The organism is Acinetobacter sp. AS23 (genome assembly GCF_023612055.1).
Lineage (GTDB): Bacteria > Pseudomonadota > Gammaproteobacteria > Pseudomonadales > Moraxellaceae > Acinetobacter > Acinetobacter oleivorans.
The window spans coordinates 3,854,494-3,871,535 of sequence record NZ_CP082274.1; the positions used below are offsets into that span (position 1 = coordinate 3,854,494).

Sequence of the window (17,042 nt, forward strand, 5' to 3'; positions counted from 1 at the left end):
AATAGTGGATTTAGGAATTAAGATGATTAACCTACAAATGGATTAGCGAAGATGAAGAACAAGCCAATACCAACACCGATCATAGGCACAGCATCAAGAAGACCCGCGATTAAGAACATACGAGTTTGAAGTTGTGGAGCCAATTCTGGTTGACGAGCAACAGCTTCTAAAAAGCGACCACCCAAAAGACCAAAACCAATCGCAGTACCTAAAGCACCGAAAGCGATCAAGATAGCAGATGCAATTGCAACTAGACCTAAAGTGAGTTCCATGAAAAATTCCTCAGAGGTTAGGTTATTACCAAATTAAATTAAAAAAATTCAGCCCAACCATCGTTTGATAGTTAGGCAATACCATTAATGTTTTTCGCTTGCCATGCTCAAGTAAACGATGGTAAGCATCATAAAGATGAATGCCTGCAACGTGATTACAAGAATGTGGAAGATCGCCCAAGGCACAGACAACGCCCATTGAATCCAGAACGGCAATAAAGCAATTAGGATAAAGATCAACTCACCAGCATACATGTTACCGAATAGTCGGAGAGCTAATGAAATCGGACGAGCAAGGAATGTTACCAATTCCAAAATCAAGTTCACTGGAATAAGCAACGCTTTTGCAACTGGATTACTTGGGTTAAATGGGTTAAGTGCCAGTTCACCAACGAAACCACTAACACCCTTTTCGCGGATGCTGTAGAACAAGATAAGTACAAATACAGATAAAGACATACCTAAAGTAATGTTTGGATCTGTAGATGGAACGATCTTGAAGTAAACGTGGTGAGGGTCCATACCAAATACGTTTGCACCTACAAACGCTGCAACTTGAGGAATCCAGTCAACTGGGATCAAGTCCATTAAGTTCATGAGGAAAATCCACACGAAAATAGTGAGTGCAAGCGGAGCGATTAAACGTGATTTGCCATGAAAAGTATCACGGACACTTGAGTCAACAAACTCGATGATCATTTCAATTGCAGACTGGAATTTAGTTGGAACACCTGCATTAGCAGCTTTCGCAACGATCCAGAACATCAAACAGAAAATAACACCAAGGCCAATTGACCAACCCATTGAATCCAAGTGAATTGCAGTGAACCCCATCGAATGAGCTTCTTCAGCAGTCTCAGCCAATTTCCATGTACCGTCTGGCATTTTGCCATAGGTCATATTGGTCAAGTGATGCTTGATATACTCTGTCGAAGTGAGGGCATGTTCTTCAGCAGCCATAAATCACACCTGGTCAATGTCAATTACTAAAAAGAAGGGAAACGAACATCGGCGCACTGTCGATATCTCGCTACCCTCCAAAAAATCTTCAATTCTTCTTGTTTCTACACCCGTTTTTGTAGACGTGACACCCAAAACGGAGCGACCCACGACATTGTCTGAACGAGAATAAAACCAAACAGCAATGCTAACGGTGATAAAGGTTTAACATTGCTCAAAATCAAAATAAATCCAACGATCATGATTGCAAATTTGCCTAACATGCCCCTATACATGTTAGACAGCACTTGTTTTGATGCTCTCGCACCTGCTGTCCTGAAGGATTGCCACGAGAAATAACTCATAGCAAGCCAGCAAACCAGTGCACCAAGTGCCGCACTTAATGCTGCTGTCATGTCTTTTATGCTCCACGCCACTAGGGCGGAAACAGGGATCATACATGCTTGTAAGAAGACCAAAGCTTTTGCTAATCGTCGGTCAATCAAGCGACTAGTTTGGCTCATTATTTATCCACTCACAGCATAAATGCTTGACAAGTTTAGCTGATGATCGCTTTTAATCGCAGGCATTATAGAGTTACACCCCTGAACATGCAATCTTTTCCCGACTTTAGTCGGGGTTTTTCATGACAGGTGGTGCTGACGCTACAGTCAGCCTTTGTTTATTTTTTATCTTACTTTTGCGTACTTAATACACATTTATCTGTTTTTATAGCCAGTTTCTTCCATGCAGTGACGAAATCATCCTCGTTATTCATGCTCTCGTCTACGGGTTGAAAAGTAATGTTACCTAATTTTTGATACTGACTTTTAGTGGTAAAACTTTCCGCTAACAAACACATCTGATCTTTTGGTCGATTATCATTAAGATACTTAATTTGAGCTGCTGTTGGTGCAACATGAGGATCATCTGTCAAAGCGCCTGCGAACTTTAAATTTAAAGAGCGTTCTAAATATTGATAGGCATCATGATATGACCAATATGGTTTACCATTACTTGTACTGTCGTAAGCTTGTGCTGCCTGAAACATTTTGCGAGCAAAGAGATTAGCATTATTCCAATATTTAGCCTTATTTTCAGGATGCTGCTGAGAACGTAAAGCTGCAATAAAGAAACCGATTCGAACTGCATTGTTTGGTTCTAGCCACACATGGGTATCTACTGTATTAGGTAACGCTACACCGCGTGTACTACGCAGGGGTAAAACAGAAACTATGCCACTATCTAATAAGGCAATTGCTTTCTTATTATTACCTAACAATTTATTTAGAGGTGCTTCATGAGCCTTACCCAACCAAATGACCAATGATGCATCATTAATTGCTTTACGGTGCGCTGGGGTTAATTGTACGTCATGCCCAGTTTGTCCCTTTAATAAGAGTTGTGGTTCCTCAATACCTTGAGTGACTTCTTTTGCAATCAGATAGATCGGGTGTGTAGAAACCACCAAACCCTGACTCCACCCTAACGTACTCAAAAGAGAGAACATACTGAAAACAAAAAAACGGAACATGACAGACCATCAATTTAAATTAGCTCGAAGCATGTTATAATATAACAAAGTTACAAAAATACCTAAGATTAATCGAATGAAGCATCGCTTCATGCTAATATTCCGTTAAAAATTCGAGGTTATTTCTATGAGTTCCTGCTCGCATGAACATCATGATTCTTTGCATGGTGTGCATGATCACCATAATGTCGCAAACCGTTTAGCTGAAGCAGAAAATTTATGTTCTGCGACTGGCGCACGACTTACGCCTTTGCGCAAAGAAGTTTTGGAACTCATTTTAAATGCTTCGGGTCCAATGGGCGCCTATGACTTACTCGCACGTATAAAAAGCCAAACTGATCGTCCGGCTGCTCCTCCAACTGTTTATAGAACTTTAGATTTTTTATTAGAAAAAGGTTTGATCCATCGCCTAACTTCTATTAATGCCTATATTCCCTGTTGCCACCCTCGCGAAGGTCATCAAGCAGCATTCCTAATCTGCACCGAATGCCACATGGTTAAAGAAGCCTCTTCTCAAGGTTTAACTCACCAGCTTGACCAACTTGCAGCGTCAGATGAGTTCGTGGCTCAACACAGCATTATTGAAATTTCGGGGAAATGCCAACAGTGCCGCACAACTCGTTAAATCCTGTATTAATTCAGCTTGAGCAGGTTTCTGTTCATCGTGATAATCGGGAAATTTTAAAAAAAGTTGATTTTGCTCTGCATCAAAATGAAATTGTGTCTTTAATTGGACCAAATGGTGCTGGCAAATCAACACTGATTAAAGTTCTACTTGGTATTCTCCAACCGAGTAGTGGACGCATTGTTAATTATAAAAAACTCAAAATGGCGTATGTGCCACAAAAATTTAATCCTTCACACAGTCTACCTTTGCGTGTTCAGGATCTACTTGATTTAGAAAAGTGTAGCCCTGCCCTTCGTCAGGAAATTACTCAAGACACAGGCATCTCCAAGTTACAACAATCAAAAGTACAACAACTTTCCGGTGGTGAGCGCCAACGCGTATTACTAGCGCGTGCTCTACTTCGTCAGCCAGATATTTTAGTTCTTGACGAACCGATGCAAGGTTTAGATATTCAGTCAGAAGCTGAACTTTATGAATATGTCCGTAGTCTGCCAGAACGATATGGTTGTGCAATCTTAATTGTTTCTCATGACTTACAATGGGTGATGGAAGGAACACACCGCGTAGTGTGTTTAAATAAACATATTTGCTGTAGTGGGTTACCCGAGAATATTCAACAACATCCTGAATATCAGGCGATCTTTGGAACTCAACGAGTTTTCTACCAACATCATCATGATCATTGTGCTCACGGTGATGCAGCACACCCCTGCCCTCATAATGACCGTCCTCACATCCACCCAGAACCGGAAGCTTAAGCCATGATGGAATGGTTACAATTATTGTTACCCGCATGGATTATGGGAACCTTATTGGTGTTTTTAACCGCACCTCTGGGTTGTCTAATGCTTTGGAGACGCATGTCTTTTTTTGCTGACACCATGGCACACGGAACACTACTTGGGGTTGCTATCGCAGGTGCTTTAAGCCTTCCTCTTTGGCTTGGTGTTGCAGGCACTGCGGTTTTACTGGTCGCAATTTTATGGGCCCTACATGACAATCGCTTACCCAATGATGCGCTCTTAGCCTTATGTTCAGCGACATTACTTTGTAGTGGCCTTCTGTTTATTCAACATGTTCCAAGTTTAAGACCTGAGCTTTTAAGTTATTTATTTGGTGACTTACTGAGTATTGATTGGCCTGACTTACCTGTTTTCACTTTAATCATTGCACTATCACTCGCAATTCTTTATCGCTTTTGGCAGCCACAAATACAGTTTGCAATTGATCCAGACATTGCAATTAGTGAAGGGGTAAATGCAAACTGGCAACGTCTTATTTTCATGCTGTTATTGGCTTTATTTACTGTATTAGCCTTACGTGCGGTAGGTTCTTTGCTTATGGGTGCATTACTCGTAATACCAGCTTTAAGCGCTCGCCTACTAGCAAACTCACCAAAGCAAATGGTCGTTTGGGCATTTGTGTTAGCTCAGCTTGGGGTGAGTGTGGGATTATGGTCAAGCGCAGCACTCAACATCTCTACCGGCTTAAGTATTGTTTTATGCATGGCCTTAACTTTCGCCGTTATTTTCATAACTCAAAAGCTAAAAAATCAGACACAGGCGGCCTAAATTAGGACGCCTGATGAACTGTACTTAATAATAAAGCCGCACAACTAAACATTACAGCAAAACCCCGATTCAAATATTTTTGCTGCTTAGGAGAGCGAAGTAATCTTAGAACCTTTGATGCTAGCCCTGTATATCCAGCCATTACAATCAAATCAATCGTAATCATTGTTATAGCCATAATCAGGTACTGTATCCATTGAGGCTTACCCAAATCTAGAAACTGGGGTAAAACAGCTAATAGAAATACAATCGCTTTGGGATTACTAATATTGACCACAAAGCCATTTAACAATAGCGCGAATACAGATTTATCTCTTTTTTCTTGTTGGATTTCTATATCTTTTATAGGTGCTGTCCACTGTAAGTAAGCAAGGTATAACAAATAAATCACACCAAACCATTTAACAAACTGAAAAGCCAAAGGTGTCGTTGCAAATAAAACTCCCACACCTGCTGCAACTACCATAATTTGAAGTAGCAAAGCGATTTGCAAACCAATCGCATTCCAATAGCCATGCCTAAAACCATAGTTTAGACCACTCGACATTGAAGCAATTGCTCCTGCACCCGGTGAGATACTAATAACCCAACAGGCCAACATATAAGCGAACCAAACTTGCAGAGACATAACAAAAAATAGACTATAAAAGTGGAATTATACTGTTTTATAAAGCTATCTTAGTCAGAATTCAAACAATAAAATCAACAAATAGACTACTAACGGCTCTTCGCATCAGGCACAATAATTAAAAGCTCATACTAAATTATAATTGAGGAGATACCTTCCAATGACTGCTCAATCCGTCATTTTGCCATTGCCATCAGATCATGCTCGCTTCATTGTTCTTCGTTTAAAAGACTTATCAATTGATGAATTAAAAAAACAAATTGGGGCTTTATTTGAAGCAAGAGACCGTCTAATTACTCAGCATTCTGATGCTCAAATTAAAACAGCAGTCGCTTTTGGTCCTGAACTATGGAAACAGCTCTATTCGCAAATTCCTGTAGGATTTAAACAGCTTGAGCCAGAACAAGGCGCATTCAACATGCCAGCTGTGCCAGCAGATGTACTCATTCATATTGCCAGCATGCGCTCTGATATTTGTTTTGCATTAAGCCAAGCATTTTTTGAAGGTATTAAAGATAAAGTCGAAGTTCTTGATGAGCGTGTTTGCTTCCGTTATTTCGATGGACGAGATATTACAGGTTTTATAGACGGTACTGAAAACCCTCAGTTCCCAGATGATCGTGCAGAAACAGCTCTTCTACCTGAAGAGGCTGGAGTATTTGCCGATGGTAGTTTCATTTTCGCGCAGCGCTATGCTCATGATTTAGAAAAATGGAAAAAATTGAAAGTTGATGCGCAAGAAAATGTCATGGGTCGCACCAAACTTGAATCTATTGAATTAGATGATGACGTTAAGCCAGAAAATGCCCATGTTGCCCGCACTGTTGTTGAAGATGATGAAGGCGAAGAAATGGAAATCTTGCGCCATAGCCTACCTTATGGCGATGGTCGAGGCGATCAGGGCTTATTTTTCATTGCTTACACAAAAGATCTCAGCATTATTGATGCCATGTTAAAGCGTATGTTCGGCACAAGTGGAGATGGTATTCATGATCGTTTATTGCACTTCGTGACACCACTTGATGGTGCTTATTACTTTGCACCAAGTGAAGAATTGCTAGAAGAAATTCTATAGAAGACTAAAAATAAAAAGAGGAGCATAAAGCTCCTCTTTTTAGATTCTAATTCTTAGAAAGGAATACGCTTATATTTGCGGTATTCAGGTTTCCAGAATGATTGATCAATTTTCTGTTTCAACAAATCATCACTAATCGTTACAGCTACACCATCAGCCATAGCTGCTTTCGCAACTTCAAATGCAATAACTCTAGAAACTTGTTGAATTTCACCCAACGGCGGCAACAAATCAGCTTGTGGATCTTTAAGCAATGGAGAGCAATTTGCTAAAGCACTACTTGACGCCATTAACATATTTTCAGTAACGCGTTTAGCACCCGATGCCACTACACCTAAGCCAATGCCTGGGAAAATGTATGAGTTATTACACTGTGAAATATTATAGAGTTTGCCGTGATGATTCACAGGAGCAAAAGGACTACCTGTTGCAATTAACGCTTTACCTTCAGTCCACTCCACAATATCAGCTGGTACAGCTTCAACACGTGAAGTTGGGTTTGACAATGGCATGACTATTGGGCGTTCACAGTTTGCCGCTAAGGTCTTAATGATTTCTTCGGTGAACAAACCAGGCTGACCAGAAACACCAATTAACACTGTAGGCTTAGCATTTTTAACAACATCAAGCAGTGAAATCACTTCTTCAATATTGCCCCACTGATCAACTACCTCAGCTTTTTGCGCCAACTTACGTTGGAAGTCGAGCAAGTTTGGCTGATTCTCAGTGATCAAACCAAAACGGTCTACCATGTAAACACGAGCACGCGCTTCAGCATCGGTTAAACCTTCAGCAACCATTTGAGCAACAATTTGCTCTGCGATACCACAACCTGCCGAACCAGCACCTAAGAAAGCAATTTTCTGATCTTTTAATTGCTTGCCCGCTGCACGACTCGCAGCAATTAAACTGCCAACCGATACCGCCGCTGTTCCTTGAATATCATCGTTAAAACAGCAAATTTTATCGCGATATTTTTCTAAAAGTGGCATCGCATTTTTTTGTGCGAAATCTTCAAACTGAATTAATGCTTTTGGCCAACGACGCTTCACAGCATCAATCACCATATCTACAAATGCGTAATATTCATCGCCGCTAATACGCGGCTGACGCCAACCCATATAGATCGGATCATTTAAAAGTTGTGGATTGTTCGTCCCTACATCAATTGTGATTGGTAATGTATAAGCTGGACTAATCCCACCACAAGCTGTGTAAAGCGAAAGTTTTCCAATAGGAATCCCCATTCCGCCAATACCTTGGTCACCAAGACCTAAGATACGTTCACCATCAGTAATCACGATGACTTTTACATTATTTTTATTTACGTTCTGCAAAATATCATCAATCACATCACGATCTGGATATGAAATAAAAACACCACGATGACGACGATAGATATCAGAGAAACGCTGACATGCCTCACCTACTGTTGGGGTGTAAATAATCGGCATCATTTCTTCAAGATGATTTTCGATTAGATGATAGAACAAAGTTTCATTGGTATCTTGGATATTACGCAGATAGATATGTCGATTGATATCATCAGTGAAAGCGCAATATTGTTGATAAGAGCGCTGGCTCTGCTCTTCAATAGTTTCAATAATATGGGGGAGTAAACCGTGTAAGTTAAAGTTACTTCTTTCTTCTTCAGTGAAAGCAGAACCTTTATTTAAAAGTGGTAACTCTAAAAGTGTAAAACCTGCATATGGGATATAAAGGGGGTGTTTACTTGGGTGTCCTGATATCATTGCCTATCTCATTTTCCAGCTTAGAGTAGAGAAAAACACGTTTTTGTATGGTCTCTAAAACTCTTTGTGCGTATAAGCTTAAGCCTAATTCGTTCAAAATAGATATTTTAAACCGTGATGGTAAAATTAAAGACTATTTAGTTAAAACATGTATAAAATTAAACAATAAATATCAATATCTTAATAATTTTATGCTTTTAAAAAAACTTTTATTATTTTAATTTTAGCGGCCTAAACCATATATTTTAATACTACCATATATTTCCCCAAGAAATAATGGTGGTTTTTTAGTGTCATTTACTGATTAAAAAACCACAGAAGGCTTGTATTTATTTGTTTTTAAAATAATGAGACAGTCCACCCTGCAATATTCATTTAAAAAATAATACTCGGTAAGTGGCACAAAAAGAATTACTCGAATATTAAATCCACTCCCCTAACTCCTAGGAAATTTGCTATATTTGACGTTTTTCTGCGACATCTATTTTCGATTGATATGAATACGGCAATACAAGCAGCTCTCGACCATGCAGTGCAAACTCTTCAACAAGAAGGGGTGCTTCCTTCCGACTGGAAAAACACAAGCAACTTAACACGCACCAAAGACCGAAGCCATGGCGACTTTGCTTCTAATATTGCCATGATCGGCTCAAAAGCTGCTGGTATGAAACCACGTGATTTAGCTGAGAAAGTTCTAGCTGCATTACCAGAAGTTGCAGATATCAGCAAAGCTGAAATCGCAGGACCTGGTTTTATTAACTTCTTTTTAAATGCAGACCAGCGCTTTGCTATTCTTGACCAGATTCAAGCACAAAAAGAAATCTTTGGTCGCAGCCAAGCGAATGCGGCGAAAAAGATCCAAGTTGAATTTGTTTCTGCAAACCCAACGTCTAGTCTACATGTAGGACATGGCCGTGGTGCTGCATATGGTATGACTGTTGCCACGTTACTTGAAGCAACAGGTGCTAAAGTTGACCGTGAATACTATGTAAATGATGCTGGCCGTCAAATGGATATTTTGGCGACTTCTACTTATTTACGTTATTTAGAATTACTTGGTCAAAACCTTGTATTTCCAAAAAATGCTTATCAAGGCGATTACGTTAAAGAAATCGCACAGACTATTATTGATAAAGATGGCGATGCCTACCTTCGCGAAGTGGCTGATGTCTACAAAGATGTGCCAGAAGACGTACAATATGCGGAAGAACTAGATAGCGACGGCAATAAAGTCGTTTTATCTGGCGACAAGGAAAAACATATTGATGGCCTTATTGCCAACTCACAACAATTGTTAGGTGAAGGCTACCGTGTATTCCACCAAGCTGCTCTTCATGCCATTTTAGATGACATTAAAGATGACCTTGCTGACTTCGGTGTAACTTTCAATCAATGGTTTAGCGAAGCGTCTCTTAGTGCAAAAATTGATGAAGCGTTAGAAACACTTGATCAACGTGGCTTCCTTTATGAAAAAGATGGCAACATCTGGTTTAAATCAACTGAATTTGGTGATGAAAAAGACCGTGTTGTTAAACGTCGTAATGGCCAAACTACATACTTTGCATCAGACATTGCATATCACTTGAATAAATTACAACGCGGTTATACGGACCTAATCGACATTTGGGGTTCTGACCACCACGGTTATATTTCTCGCGTAAAAGCGGCAATTGATGCGATGGGTTACGACTCTAAAAAATTAACTGTACTTTTGGTTCAGTTCGTAAGCCTATGGCGTGGTGGCGAGATGGTTCAAATGTCATCTCGTTCTGGTCAGTTCGTGACTTTACGTGACTTGCGTAAAGAAGTGGGCAATGACGCGGCTCGTTTCTACTACGTAATGCGTAAGAGTGAACAACACATCGATTTCGACCTTGACCTTGCTGTGTCACAAAGTAAAGACAATGCTGTGTACTATATTCAATATGCACATGCACGTATTTGCCGTATGTTAGAAAAAGCAGCAAGCACAAACTTACAATTCGATGTAAACATTGCTCGCCCGCATGCGACACGCTTGTCTCTTGATGCTGAAACTGAAATTCTTTCTAAATTAGCAGCTTATCCAGATGCTGTGTTGCGAGCTGCAAATGCGTATGAACCACATCAGTTGGGTAACTATTTGAAAGAGTTAGCTGCCTTGTTCCACGGTTGGTACAATGAACATAAAGTATTAAGCGATGATGCAGAGCTTACACAAGCACGTTTATTACTTTCAATCAATGTACAACAAGTGTTGCGCAATGGTTTAGAATTGCTTGGTGTATCTGCACCAGAATCTATGTAAAAATTATATTGCATGGCACTAAAATAAAGGTCATGCAATATATAGTAAGCAGTGGTTTGTAGAGTTAAAATAGCTGATACGAACCACTGTTTCAGCATCGTAATACGAGACTCAAACTCGAATTAAAACAATCAAAATACAGAGGAATAATCCACGTGTTTGGCAAAACGCAACGCGGTGTATCTGAAAGACCTAACAAGCCTAAAAAGCCCCTAATTCCTAAATGGTTAGGGACACTTGTCGCTATTTTGGCGGTCTTATGTATCGCTGTAGTGCTTATGCTTTGGAAACCTTGGCAACCTGTTCCCGCAAAAAATCAGATTACCTCTGAGCACTATCAAGAAGAAGATACCAATAAAGACTATCGTTTCTATGATCTATTACCTCAACAACAAGTAACACCTATTCCGGAGCAAGCAATTCCTGAAAGCAAAAATCAAGGTACAGCCATGATTGTTGAGGCACCAAGTGCAGCTCAACCAGCAGCTTCAGAAAGTGCAGGAATTGATGCTAATCCATCAGCCACTGCTCCTCAGCAGCCTACCTATATTTTACAGGTTCGCAGCTATAACGACCCCGATCAGGCTGACGCTCGTCGTGCAGAAATCATTTTGAATGGCTTATCTGCAGATGTAGTCAAAAGTAGTGAAAATGGACAAATATGGTACCGTGTTATTTCAGGTCCTTATGACTCCCAAGATGCTGCTTTGGCCGCTCAACAAACCTTACAACACAGCGGCATTGATTCTATCGTGATCAAACGCAAGTAAACGGCAAATAAAAAAGGAACAAATAATTGTTCCTTTTCTTTTAAATATCAGCACAATTCCTTTCATTAGTACCCATTCCCTTTTGTTTCGCTTTCTGAAATGCGGGTCTTTGCTGAATACGATGTAAAAAAGCCTGAATATTAGGGTATTTCCCTTGCAAACGTGATTGCAAAGCTTCCAGTGGGAAACTCATTTGAATATCAACAAATGAAAAATCGCCTGCGAAATATTCATGCTCTGCCAAATAGTTTTCTAAAAAACTAATATGATCTTTCATACGTGGGCGAACAAAATTTGCCTTCACGCCTTCCGTGATTCTTTTTGCTACTGGTTGAATTAACCATGGCACATGCTTGTTTACACTATTCATGACTAAAGTCATGACTAATAGTGGCATAAGTGAACCTTCAGCATAGTGCATCCAATAAATATACTGCTGTAAATCTTGGGGCTGTGTAGGTTTAAATTGCTGCTTCTGATCATAACGCTGCTGTAAATATTCCAAGATCACAGCAGATTCTGCGATGACTTGCTCATCATCAGTCAAAATCGGAGCTTTACCTAAAGGATGAATACATTTCAATGTTTCTGGAGCGGAATAGTTAGGTAAGCGTTGATAATAATGAATATCATAATCTAAGCCTAATTCTTCTAAAGCCCATAAAATTCGAAACGATCGCGAACATTCCAGGTGGTGTACACTAATCATGTTATTGCCTGCTTTTATTTTTCTTTTTACATAAAAAACAGCATGTGAACATGCTGTTTTATTCCATTTGTGGAATGGATATAAAATCATCCACCTCCACAAAATAGCATTTTTACACTGTAACAAGCACAGTATGAATGTCTAAACTACGTAACAAAGTTTTAGTCACTGGTGTTTTACTACATACCGTTAAGATTTTTTGCTGAAGCTCTTCATCTGGTAAGTCTTTAAAAACAATACGACGTTCAATATGTTCTTCATGCTCTCTATTGGTATGAAAATCAATTTCAACCGAGAGCTCACCCAAATCATACCCCTTATGCTTCGCATACATTCTTAAAGTAATGAGCGTACACGCGGCTAAACTTCCGGTGAGCAAATCATAAGGTGCTGGGCCTTGATCCTGCCCTTCAAGTTTTTCAGGCTCATCACAAAAATATTGATGACGTCCACTGGTGATTTCGCCCTTCCATTGTTCAGCAAGGGGCTTTGCTTTACTACTTGCGATTACTGCTGTCATTTTGATGCTCTCATTTGATCTGGAAGAACAGGGGCTTCTAAACGTGCACCAACATAATCTGGAATTTCACCAAAACGCGCATCATGGTTAATCCATTGCTCGCGCGCTTCTTTTAAATCATCCATTGTACGTGCAACAAAATTCCACCAGAGTAAAATTGGCGTTTCAAACGGTTCACCACCAATCAACAAAATCCGATTGCCTTTTTTTACTTCAATCTCAATTTCACTCAGTCCAGTATCCAAAACAACCATGTTGTCAGCAGTTAACTCATGACTATTTACATGTGCAACACCTTCTAATGCCATAAAGCCATATTCATAATTAGGATTTAATGGAATACGGGTTTTAGTATCTTCGGTAGCAATTAAGTCGACACCCACTAACGGCGTATGAACCACTACTGGAGAAGTCGTTGCCAAATATTCGCCTACAAGAACAGTAAATTCTAGACCGTCTTTTTCAACAACAGGTAGCTCTGGGTAATGTTCAAATTTCGGATCCATATTGCGCTTTTGATCTGGCAAAGCAATCCAAAGCTGCGCAGCGTGCATTTGAGTTTCTGTATCAGGCGCAACTTCTGTATGCGAAATGCCGTGACCTGCTGTCATTAAGTTCACTTGCTTAGGTCGAATAAGTTGTTTTGAACCCAAGCTATCGGTATGCATCATGGTCCCTTCAATCATCCAAGTGAAAGTTTGCAAACCAATATGAGGATGAGGACCAACATCTAAACCATCACCCGCAGGAAAAGTTACTGGGCCTGCATGATCTAAGAAACACCATGCTCCAATCATTCGTTTTTGTCGGCTAGGTAAAGCCCGCTTAATGACTGTCCCCTGTCCAATTTCAGCAGAGCGAATTGGAAATTCCTGAATAAACTGATTGGCAAATTTCTCGCAATCCTTTGAATCAGAAATATCGTAATCATTATTATTGCTCATGATATTACTCTCTTTTACCTATGCTTTTGCAATGAGTTGTTCTAATAATCTTAACAATACACTCATTATTCAATATAGTCTTTTAGTAATACACAGGGTGTTATGAATGAGACAATCAATTTTTTTAATTATAGAAAATAATAAAGCTGCATTGAGCAGCTTAAGATGATTGAGTTTTAACGAGCTGTTTTAAGTTTTTCATAAATTGCCCAAATTGAGGAAAAAACTCTTGAAATAGCGGATGGTCTCGATTTTCCAACATGACTTCGCTAAAAAGTTTTAGTCCAACTCCAAAGGATTTTGTAGTTTCATCATCAAAAAAATCTGCTTTTTTTAAGCGTTCGACAATTTCAAAGATATCATCATGATTTCCCGCATAGAACTCAAGACGTTCAGTATAGGTAGAGGCTTCTCCTTTCGCATTTTTTAGATGTTGTACAGTGACATGATATTGATGTTGTTTCATTTATAAATTCTCTATTTAAAATTAATGACTTTGAATAATTTCAACCTGTTTAAGGTCGACTTATAGGCGCCCAATTGCAACCGCAGCTTGATCAATTTTTTCGGCAATTTGATAAATATGCTCTTGCTGTAAACCTGCCGAGTTCAACTTCAAACGTAAGGCAGTCTTTAAGTTTTCCATTGCACGATGAATTTCGATTAATTCATCATTACTGTGAATTTCACGTCTAAGGCGTAATTTTTCTAATAGCTCATTCAATTTATCTTGTTGTTCAGTTAAGTAAGCTTCTCCGACTTCTGTGATTTGATATTGCTTACGCTCTACGTCTAGCAAATTAATTAAATTCATTTCTTCAAGACTGGTTAATGTTGGATAAATGGTTCCTGCACTTGGCGTATAACCATCACCCACCAAATCACTTATTTCTTTAATAATTTCATAGCCATGCTTTGGGCTTTGCTGAATGAGATGAAGTACTAAAAGTTTCATGCGTCCAACTTCAAAAAGTCTTCCACGGCGCCCCGAACGGTGATGCCCATTGTGTTCAGCATGATGATGTTCTGATTGTTGTTTCATCTTTTAAAACCTAAAAATGATCAATTTATAATTATTAAGATATATCTTAATATATCTTTTTTCAAGCATAAGTAATAAAAATAGATTTATCATTTTGATAATTATTAAAATTAATTTTAGGCTTAAAAGTTAAGTAATAAAAAAGAGTGCTCAAGCACTCTTAAAAACTATTTTCGTCAAACCAGTTTTGGTTTATTTATCTTATTTAAAATTCATTTGCCAAAAGCTAAATTTGGCATCCAGCTTTAAACCAGTTCATTAAGGAATCACTAATTTTACTCATGTCATTAGGATCCATACTGCCTTGATCTACGGCAAAAACACCTGTCCCTAGAAATGGTATAAGAATTGATATTCCACCACTATCATCACCTATAGCTAAATAATCTCCAGCATACTTTTGCACTTCAAAAGTTTGATTTCTTTCAAAAACCTCATCAGGAGAATAAATAACTACGCCACTTTCAAATAAAAAACCATTTGAAAATTTTAATAATTCAAAATATATATCTGGTAGTTGTCTATGGAAATTTCTTTCAATTTTGGCTCTTATTTCATTTAATTGTGGCATAACCTTCAGACCTTAAAATTAGGTAAAACCAATCCAGCATATAAAATTATAAAATATTATATTCAACCCTCTATATACAGTTCCTTGAGCTAATAAATTTACTCTTATTAAAATCGTTAAGTAATAAAAAAGGACGCTAATGCGTCCTTTTCTTTACCAACTAACAGGGGAAAATTATTCCCACTCAATCGTTGCCGGTGGTTTAGATGACACATCATATACAACACGTGATACATCTTTAATTTCATTCATAATACGCGTTGAGATTTTATCAACCAATTCGTATGGTAAATGTGCAAAACGAGCTGTCATAAAGTCAACCGTTTCAACTGCACGAAGTGCGATTACCCATGCATAACGACGACCATCACCTACTACACCAACTGACTTAACAGGTTGGAATACGGCAAATGCTTGAGCTGTTTTGTCATACCAACCGCTGTCGCGAAGCTCTTGCATAAAGATATCATCAGCAAGACGAAGAATATCCGCATATTCTTTTTTCACTTCACCCAAAATACGAACACCTAAACCAGGGCCCGGGAATGGATGACGGTAAATCATGCTGTGTGGTAAACCAAGTGTCGTACCTAATTTACGAACTTCATCTTTAAACAAGTCACGTAAAGGTTCAACCAACTCAAACTCTAAATCGTCTGGTAAGCCACCCACGTTGTGGTGAGATTTAATAACGTGTGCTTTACCTTGTTTACTTGCAGCAGATTCGATTACGTCTGGGTAAATCGTACCTTGTGCTAAGAATTTCACGCCATCAAGTTTACGTGCTTCTTCCGCAAAAACTTCAATAAACTCACGACCAATGATTTTACGTTTTTTCTCTGGATCAACTTCACCAGCCAATGCAGTTAAGAAACGTTGTTCAGCATCTGCACGAATAACACGGATACCCATGTTTTCAGCAAACATTTGCATTACTTGGTCACCTTCGTTTAAACGAAGTAAACCGTTATCAACGAATACGCATGTTAACTGGTCGCCAATTGCTTTGTGTAAAAGCGCAGCAACTACAGATGAATCAACACCACCAGAAAGACCTAAAAGAACTTTTTCATCACCGATCTGTTCACGTAACTGTTGTACACGTAAGTCGATGATGTGCTCAGGTGTCCAAAGACCACCACATCCACAAATTTTATGAACAAAATTTGCAAGTAATTCTTCACCTTTTGCCGTGTGCGTTACTTCTGGGTGGAATTGCACACCATAGAAACGGCGTGTTTCGTCACTTACAGCAGCAACAGGACAACTTGGTGTGCTTGCAGTAATGCTAAAACCTTCTGGAATCTGGCTCACTTTGTCGCCATGGCTCATCCAAACATGAAGTTGGTCTTCACGATCTTGTAAGTTGCCAATCAGTTGGTCACGTTTAACGATATCAACTTCGGCATAACCAAACTCATGTACAGTACCCGGCTCAACTTTACCGCCTAACTGTTCAGACATGGTTTGCAAGCCATAGCAGATACCCAATACTGGAACACCCAACTCAAACACTACTTGTGGTGCACGTGGGCTGCCTTCTTCATGCACACTCTCAGGTCCACCTGACAAAATAATGCCATTTGGCTTAAAAGCGCGAATGTCTTCTTCAGACATATCAAAAGCATACATTTCAGAGTAAACGCCGGCTTCACGTACACGACGTGCAATGAGCTGGCTATATTGAGAGCCGAAATCCAGAATCAGGATACGATCTTCAGTAATTTGAGTATTGGTAGTCATGACAAACCACTAAATGGCAAAAGAATTAAGCGCGCCATTTTAACATTTTTCACGCTTC

General features: G+C 39.3%; 19 protein-coding genes. 6 read left to right on the plus strand and 13 right to left on the minus strand.

Annotated elements, in window-relative coordinates; translation table 11 throughout:
* Positions 1-26 precede the first annotated feature (26 nt).
* The 4 genes from atpE to K6I41_RS18315 form a co-directional block, all read right to left on the minus strand.
* Positions 27-272, minus strand: a complete 246-nt coding sequence (gene atpE, locus K6I41_RS18300; protein WP_000424060.1) for a F0F1 ATP synthase subunit C — start codon at positions 270-272, stop codon at positions 27-29.
* Positions 273-356: 84 nt separating this feature from the next.
* A complete protein-coding gene (gene atpB, locus K6I41_RS18305; RefSeq protein WP_004795298.1) occupies positions 357-1,232 on the minus strand; it encodes a F0F1 ATP synthase subunit A in 876 nt (291 codons plus the stop codon).
* A 104-nt stretch (positions 1,233-1,336) separates the two neighbouring features.
* Positions 1,337-1,735, minus strand: a complete 399-nt coding sequence (locus K6I41_RS18310; RefSeq protein WP_004795299.1) for an ATP synthase subunit I — start codon at positions 1,733-1,735, stop codon at positions 1,337-1,339.
* 170 nt (positions 1,736-1,905) lie between these two features.
* Positions 1,906-2,745: a metal ABC transporter solute-binding protein, Zn/Mn family gene (locus K6I41_RS18315; RefSeq protein ID WP_215903578.1), complete on the minus strand. Its 840-nt coding sequence runs from the start codon at positions 2,743-2,745 to the stop codon at positions 1,906-1,908.
* Between the two features lie 127 nt (positions 2,746-2,872).
* On the opposite strand from K6I41_RS18315, the gene K6I41_RS18320 reads away from it, so the two are divergent.
* The 3 genes from K6I41_RS18320 to znuB are packed head-to-tail and all read left to right on the plus strand — an operon-like array spanning position 2,873 to position 4,944.
* Positions 2,873-3,370, plus strand: coding sequence for a transcriptional repressor (locus K6I41_RS18320; RefSeq protein WP_005309148.1), 498 nt, complete (start codon positions 2,873-2,875; stop codon positions 3,368-3,370).
* Complete coding sequence (znuC, locus tag K6I41_RS18325) at positions 3,343-4,131, plus strand: zinc ABC transporter ATP-binding protein ZnuC (protein ID WP_151767488.1); 789 nt, start codon at positions 3,343-3,345, stop codon at positions 4,129-4,131. Before K6I41_RS18320 ends, znuC begins: the two co-directional genes overlap by 28 nt.
* A gap of 3 nt (positions 4,132-4,134) precedes the next feature.
* The gene (gene znuB / locus K6I41_RS18330; protein ID WP_004795302.1) at positions 4,135-4,944 is read left to right on the plus strand and encodes a zinc ABC transporter permease subunit ZnuB; all 810 of its coding nucleotides are present in this window, start codon (positions 4,135-4,137) and stop codon (positions 4,942-4,944) included.
* Position 4,945: 1 nt separating this feature from the next.
* On the opposite strand, the gene K6I41_RS18335 is transcribed toward znuB, so the two are convergent.
* Positions 4,946-5,572, minus strand: a complete 627-nt coding sequence (locus tag K6I41_RS18335) for a LysE family transporter (protein WP_049838245.1) — start codon at positions 5,570-5,572, stop codon at positions 4,946-4,948.
* A 160-nt stretch (positions 5,573-5,732) separates the two neighbouring features.
* On the opposite strand from K6I41_RS18335, the gene K6I41_RS18340 reads away from it, so the two are divergent.
* Positions 5,733-6,647 carry a Dyp-type peroxidase gene (locus K6I41_RS18340; RefSeq protein ID WP_151767489.1) on the plus strand — a complete coding sequence of 305 codons (915 nt, stop codon included), beginning with the start codon at positions 5,733-5,735 and terminating at the stop codon, positions 6,645-6,647.
* A gap of 53 nt (positions 6,648-6,700) precedes the next feature.
* Here K6I41_RS18340 and K6I41_RS18345 read toward each other — a convergent pair whose 3' ends face one another.
* Positions 6,701-8,398 carry an NAD-dependent malic enzyme gene (locus tag K6I41_RS18345; protein WP_013199187.1) on the minus strand — a complete coding sequence of 566 codons (1,698 nt, stop codon included), beginning with the start codon at positions 8,396-8,398 and terminating at the stop codon, positions 6,701-6,703.
* A gap of 496 nt (positions 8,399-8,894) precedes the next feature.
* Between K6I41_RS18345 and argS the strand changes: the two genes are divergently transcribed.
* The gene (gene argS / locus K6I41_RS18350; protein ID WP_250374913.1) at positions 8,895-10,685 is read left to right on the plus strand and encodes an arginine--tRNA ligase; all 1,791 of its coding nucleotides are present in this window, start codon (positions 8,895-8,897) and stop codon (positions 10,683-10,685) included.
* A 155-nt stretch (positions 10,686-10,840) separates the two neighbouring features.
* On the plus strand, positions 10,841-11,455 hold the full coding sequence (locus K6I41_RS18355) for an SPOR domain-containing protein (protein ID WP_013199189.1): 615 nt from the start codon (positions 10,841-10,843) through the stop codon (positions 11,453-11,455).
* Between the two features lie 40 nt (positions 11,456-11,495).
* Here K6I41_RS18355 and K6I41_RS18360 read toward each other — a convergent pair whose 3' ends face one another.
* From K6I41_RS18360 to guaA, 7 genes are all read right to left on the minus strand, one after another.
* The gene (locus K6I41_RS18360; RefSeq protein ID WP_250374914.1) at positions 11,496-12,164 is read right to left on the minus strand and encodes a glutathione S-transferase family protein; all 669 of its coding nucleotides are present in this window, start codon (positions 12,162-12,164) and stop codon (positions 11,496-11,498) included.
* A gap of 112 nt (positions 12,165-12,276) precedes the next feature.
* Positions 12,277-12,684 (minus strand): OsmC family protein, encoded by a 408-nt coding sequence (locus K6I41_RS18365; protein WP_250374915.1) that lies wholly within the window; start codon positions 12,682-12,684, stop codon positions 12,277-12,279.
* A complete protein-coding gene (locus tag K6I41_RS18370) occupies positions 12,681-13,628 on the minus strand; it encodes a pirin family protein (protein WP_250374916.1) in 948 nt (315 codons plus the stop codon). Before K6I41_RS18370 ends, K6I41_RS18365 begins: the two co-directional genes overlap by 4 nt.
* Before the next feature lie 160 nt (positions 13,629-13,788).
* On the minus strand, positions 13,789-14,094 hold the full coding sequence (locus K6I41_RS18375; RefSeq protein ID WP_016144037.1) for a DUF3861 domain-containing protein: 306 nt from the start codon (positions 14,092-14,094) through the stop codon (positions 13,789-13,791).
* A 60-nt stretch (positions 14,095-14,154) separates the two neighbouring features.
* On the minus strand, positions 14,155-14,670 hold the full coding sequence (locus K6I41_RS18380) for a PadR family transcriptional regulator (RefSeq protein WP_250374917.1): 516 nt from the start codon (positions 14,668-14,670) through the stop codon (positions 14,155-14,157).
* A gap of 226 nt (positions 14,671-14,896) precedes the next feature.
* The gene (locus K6I41_RS18385; protein WP_191900742.1) at positions 14,897-15,241 is read right to left on the minus strand and encodes an SMI1/KNR4 family protein; all 345 of its coding nucleotides are present in this window, start codon (positions 15,239-15,241) and stop codon (positions 14,897-14,899) included.
* A 174-nt stretch (positions 15,242-15,415) separates the two neighbouring features.
* Positions 15,416-16,984, minus strand: a complete 1,569-nt coding sequence (gene guaA, locus K6I41_RS18390; RefSeq protein ID WP_250374918.1) for a glutamine-hydrolyzing GMP synthase — start codon at positions 16,982-16,984, stop codon at positions 15,416-15,418.
* Positions 16,985-17,042: the final 58 nt, after the last annotated feature.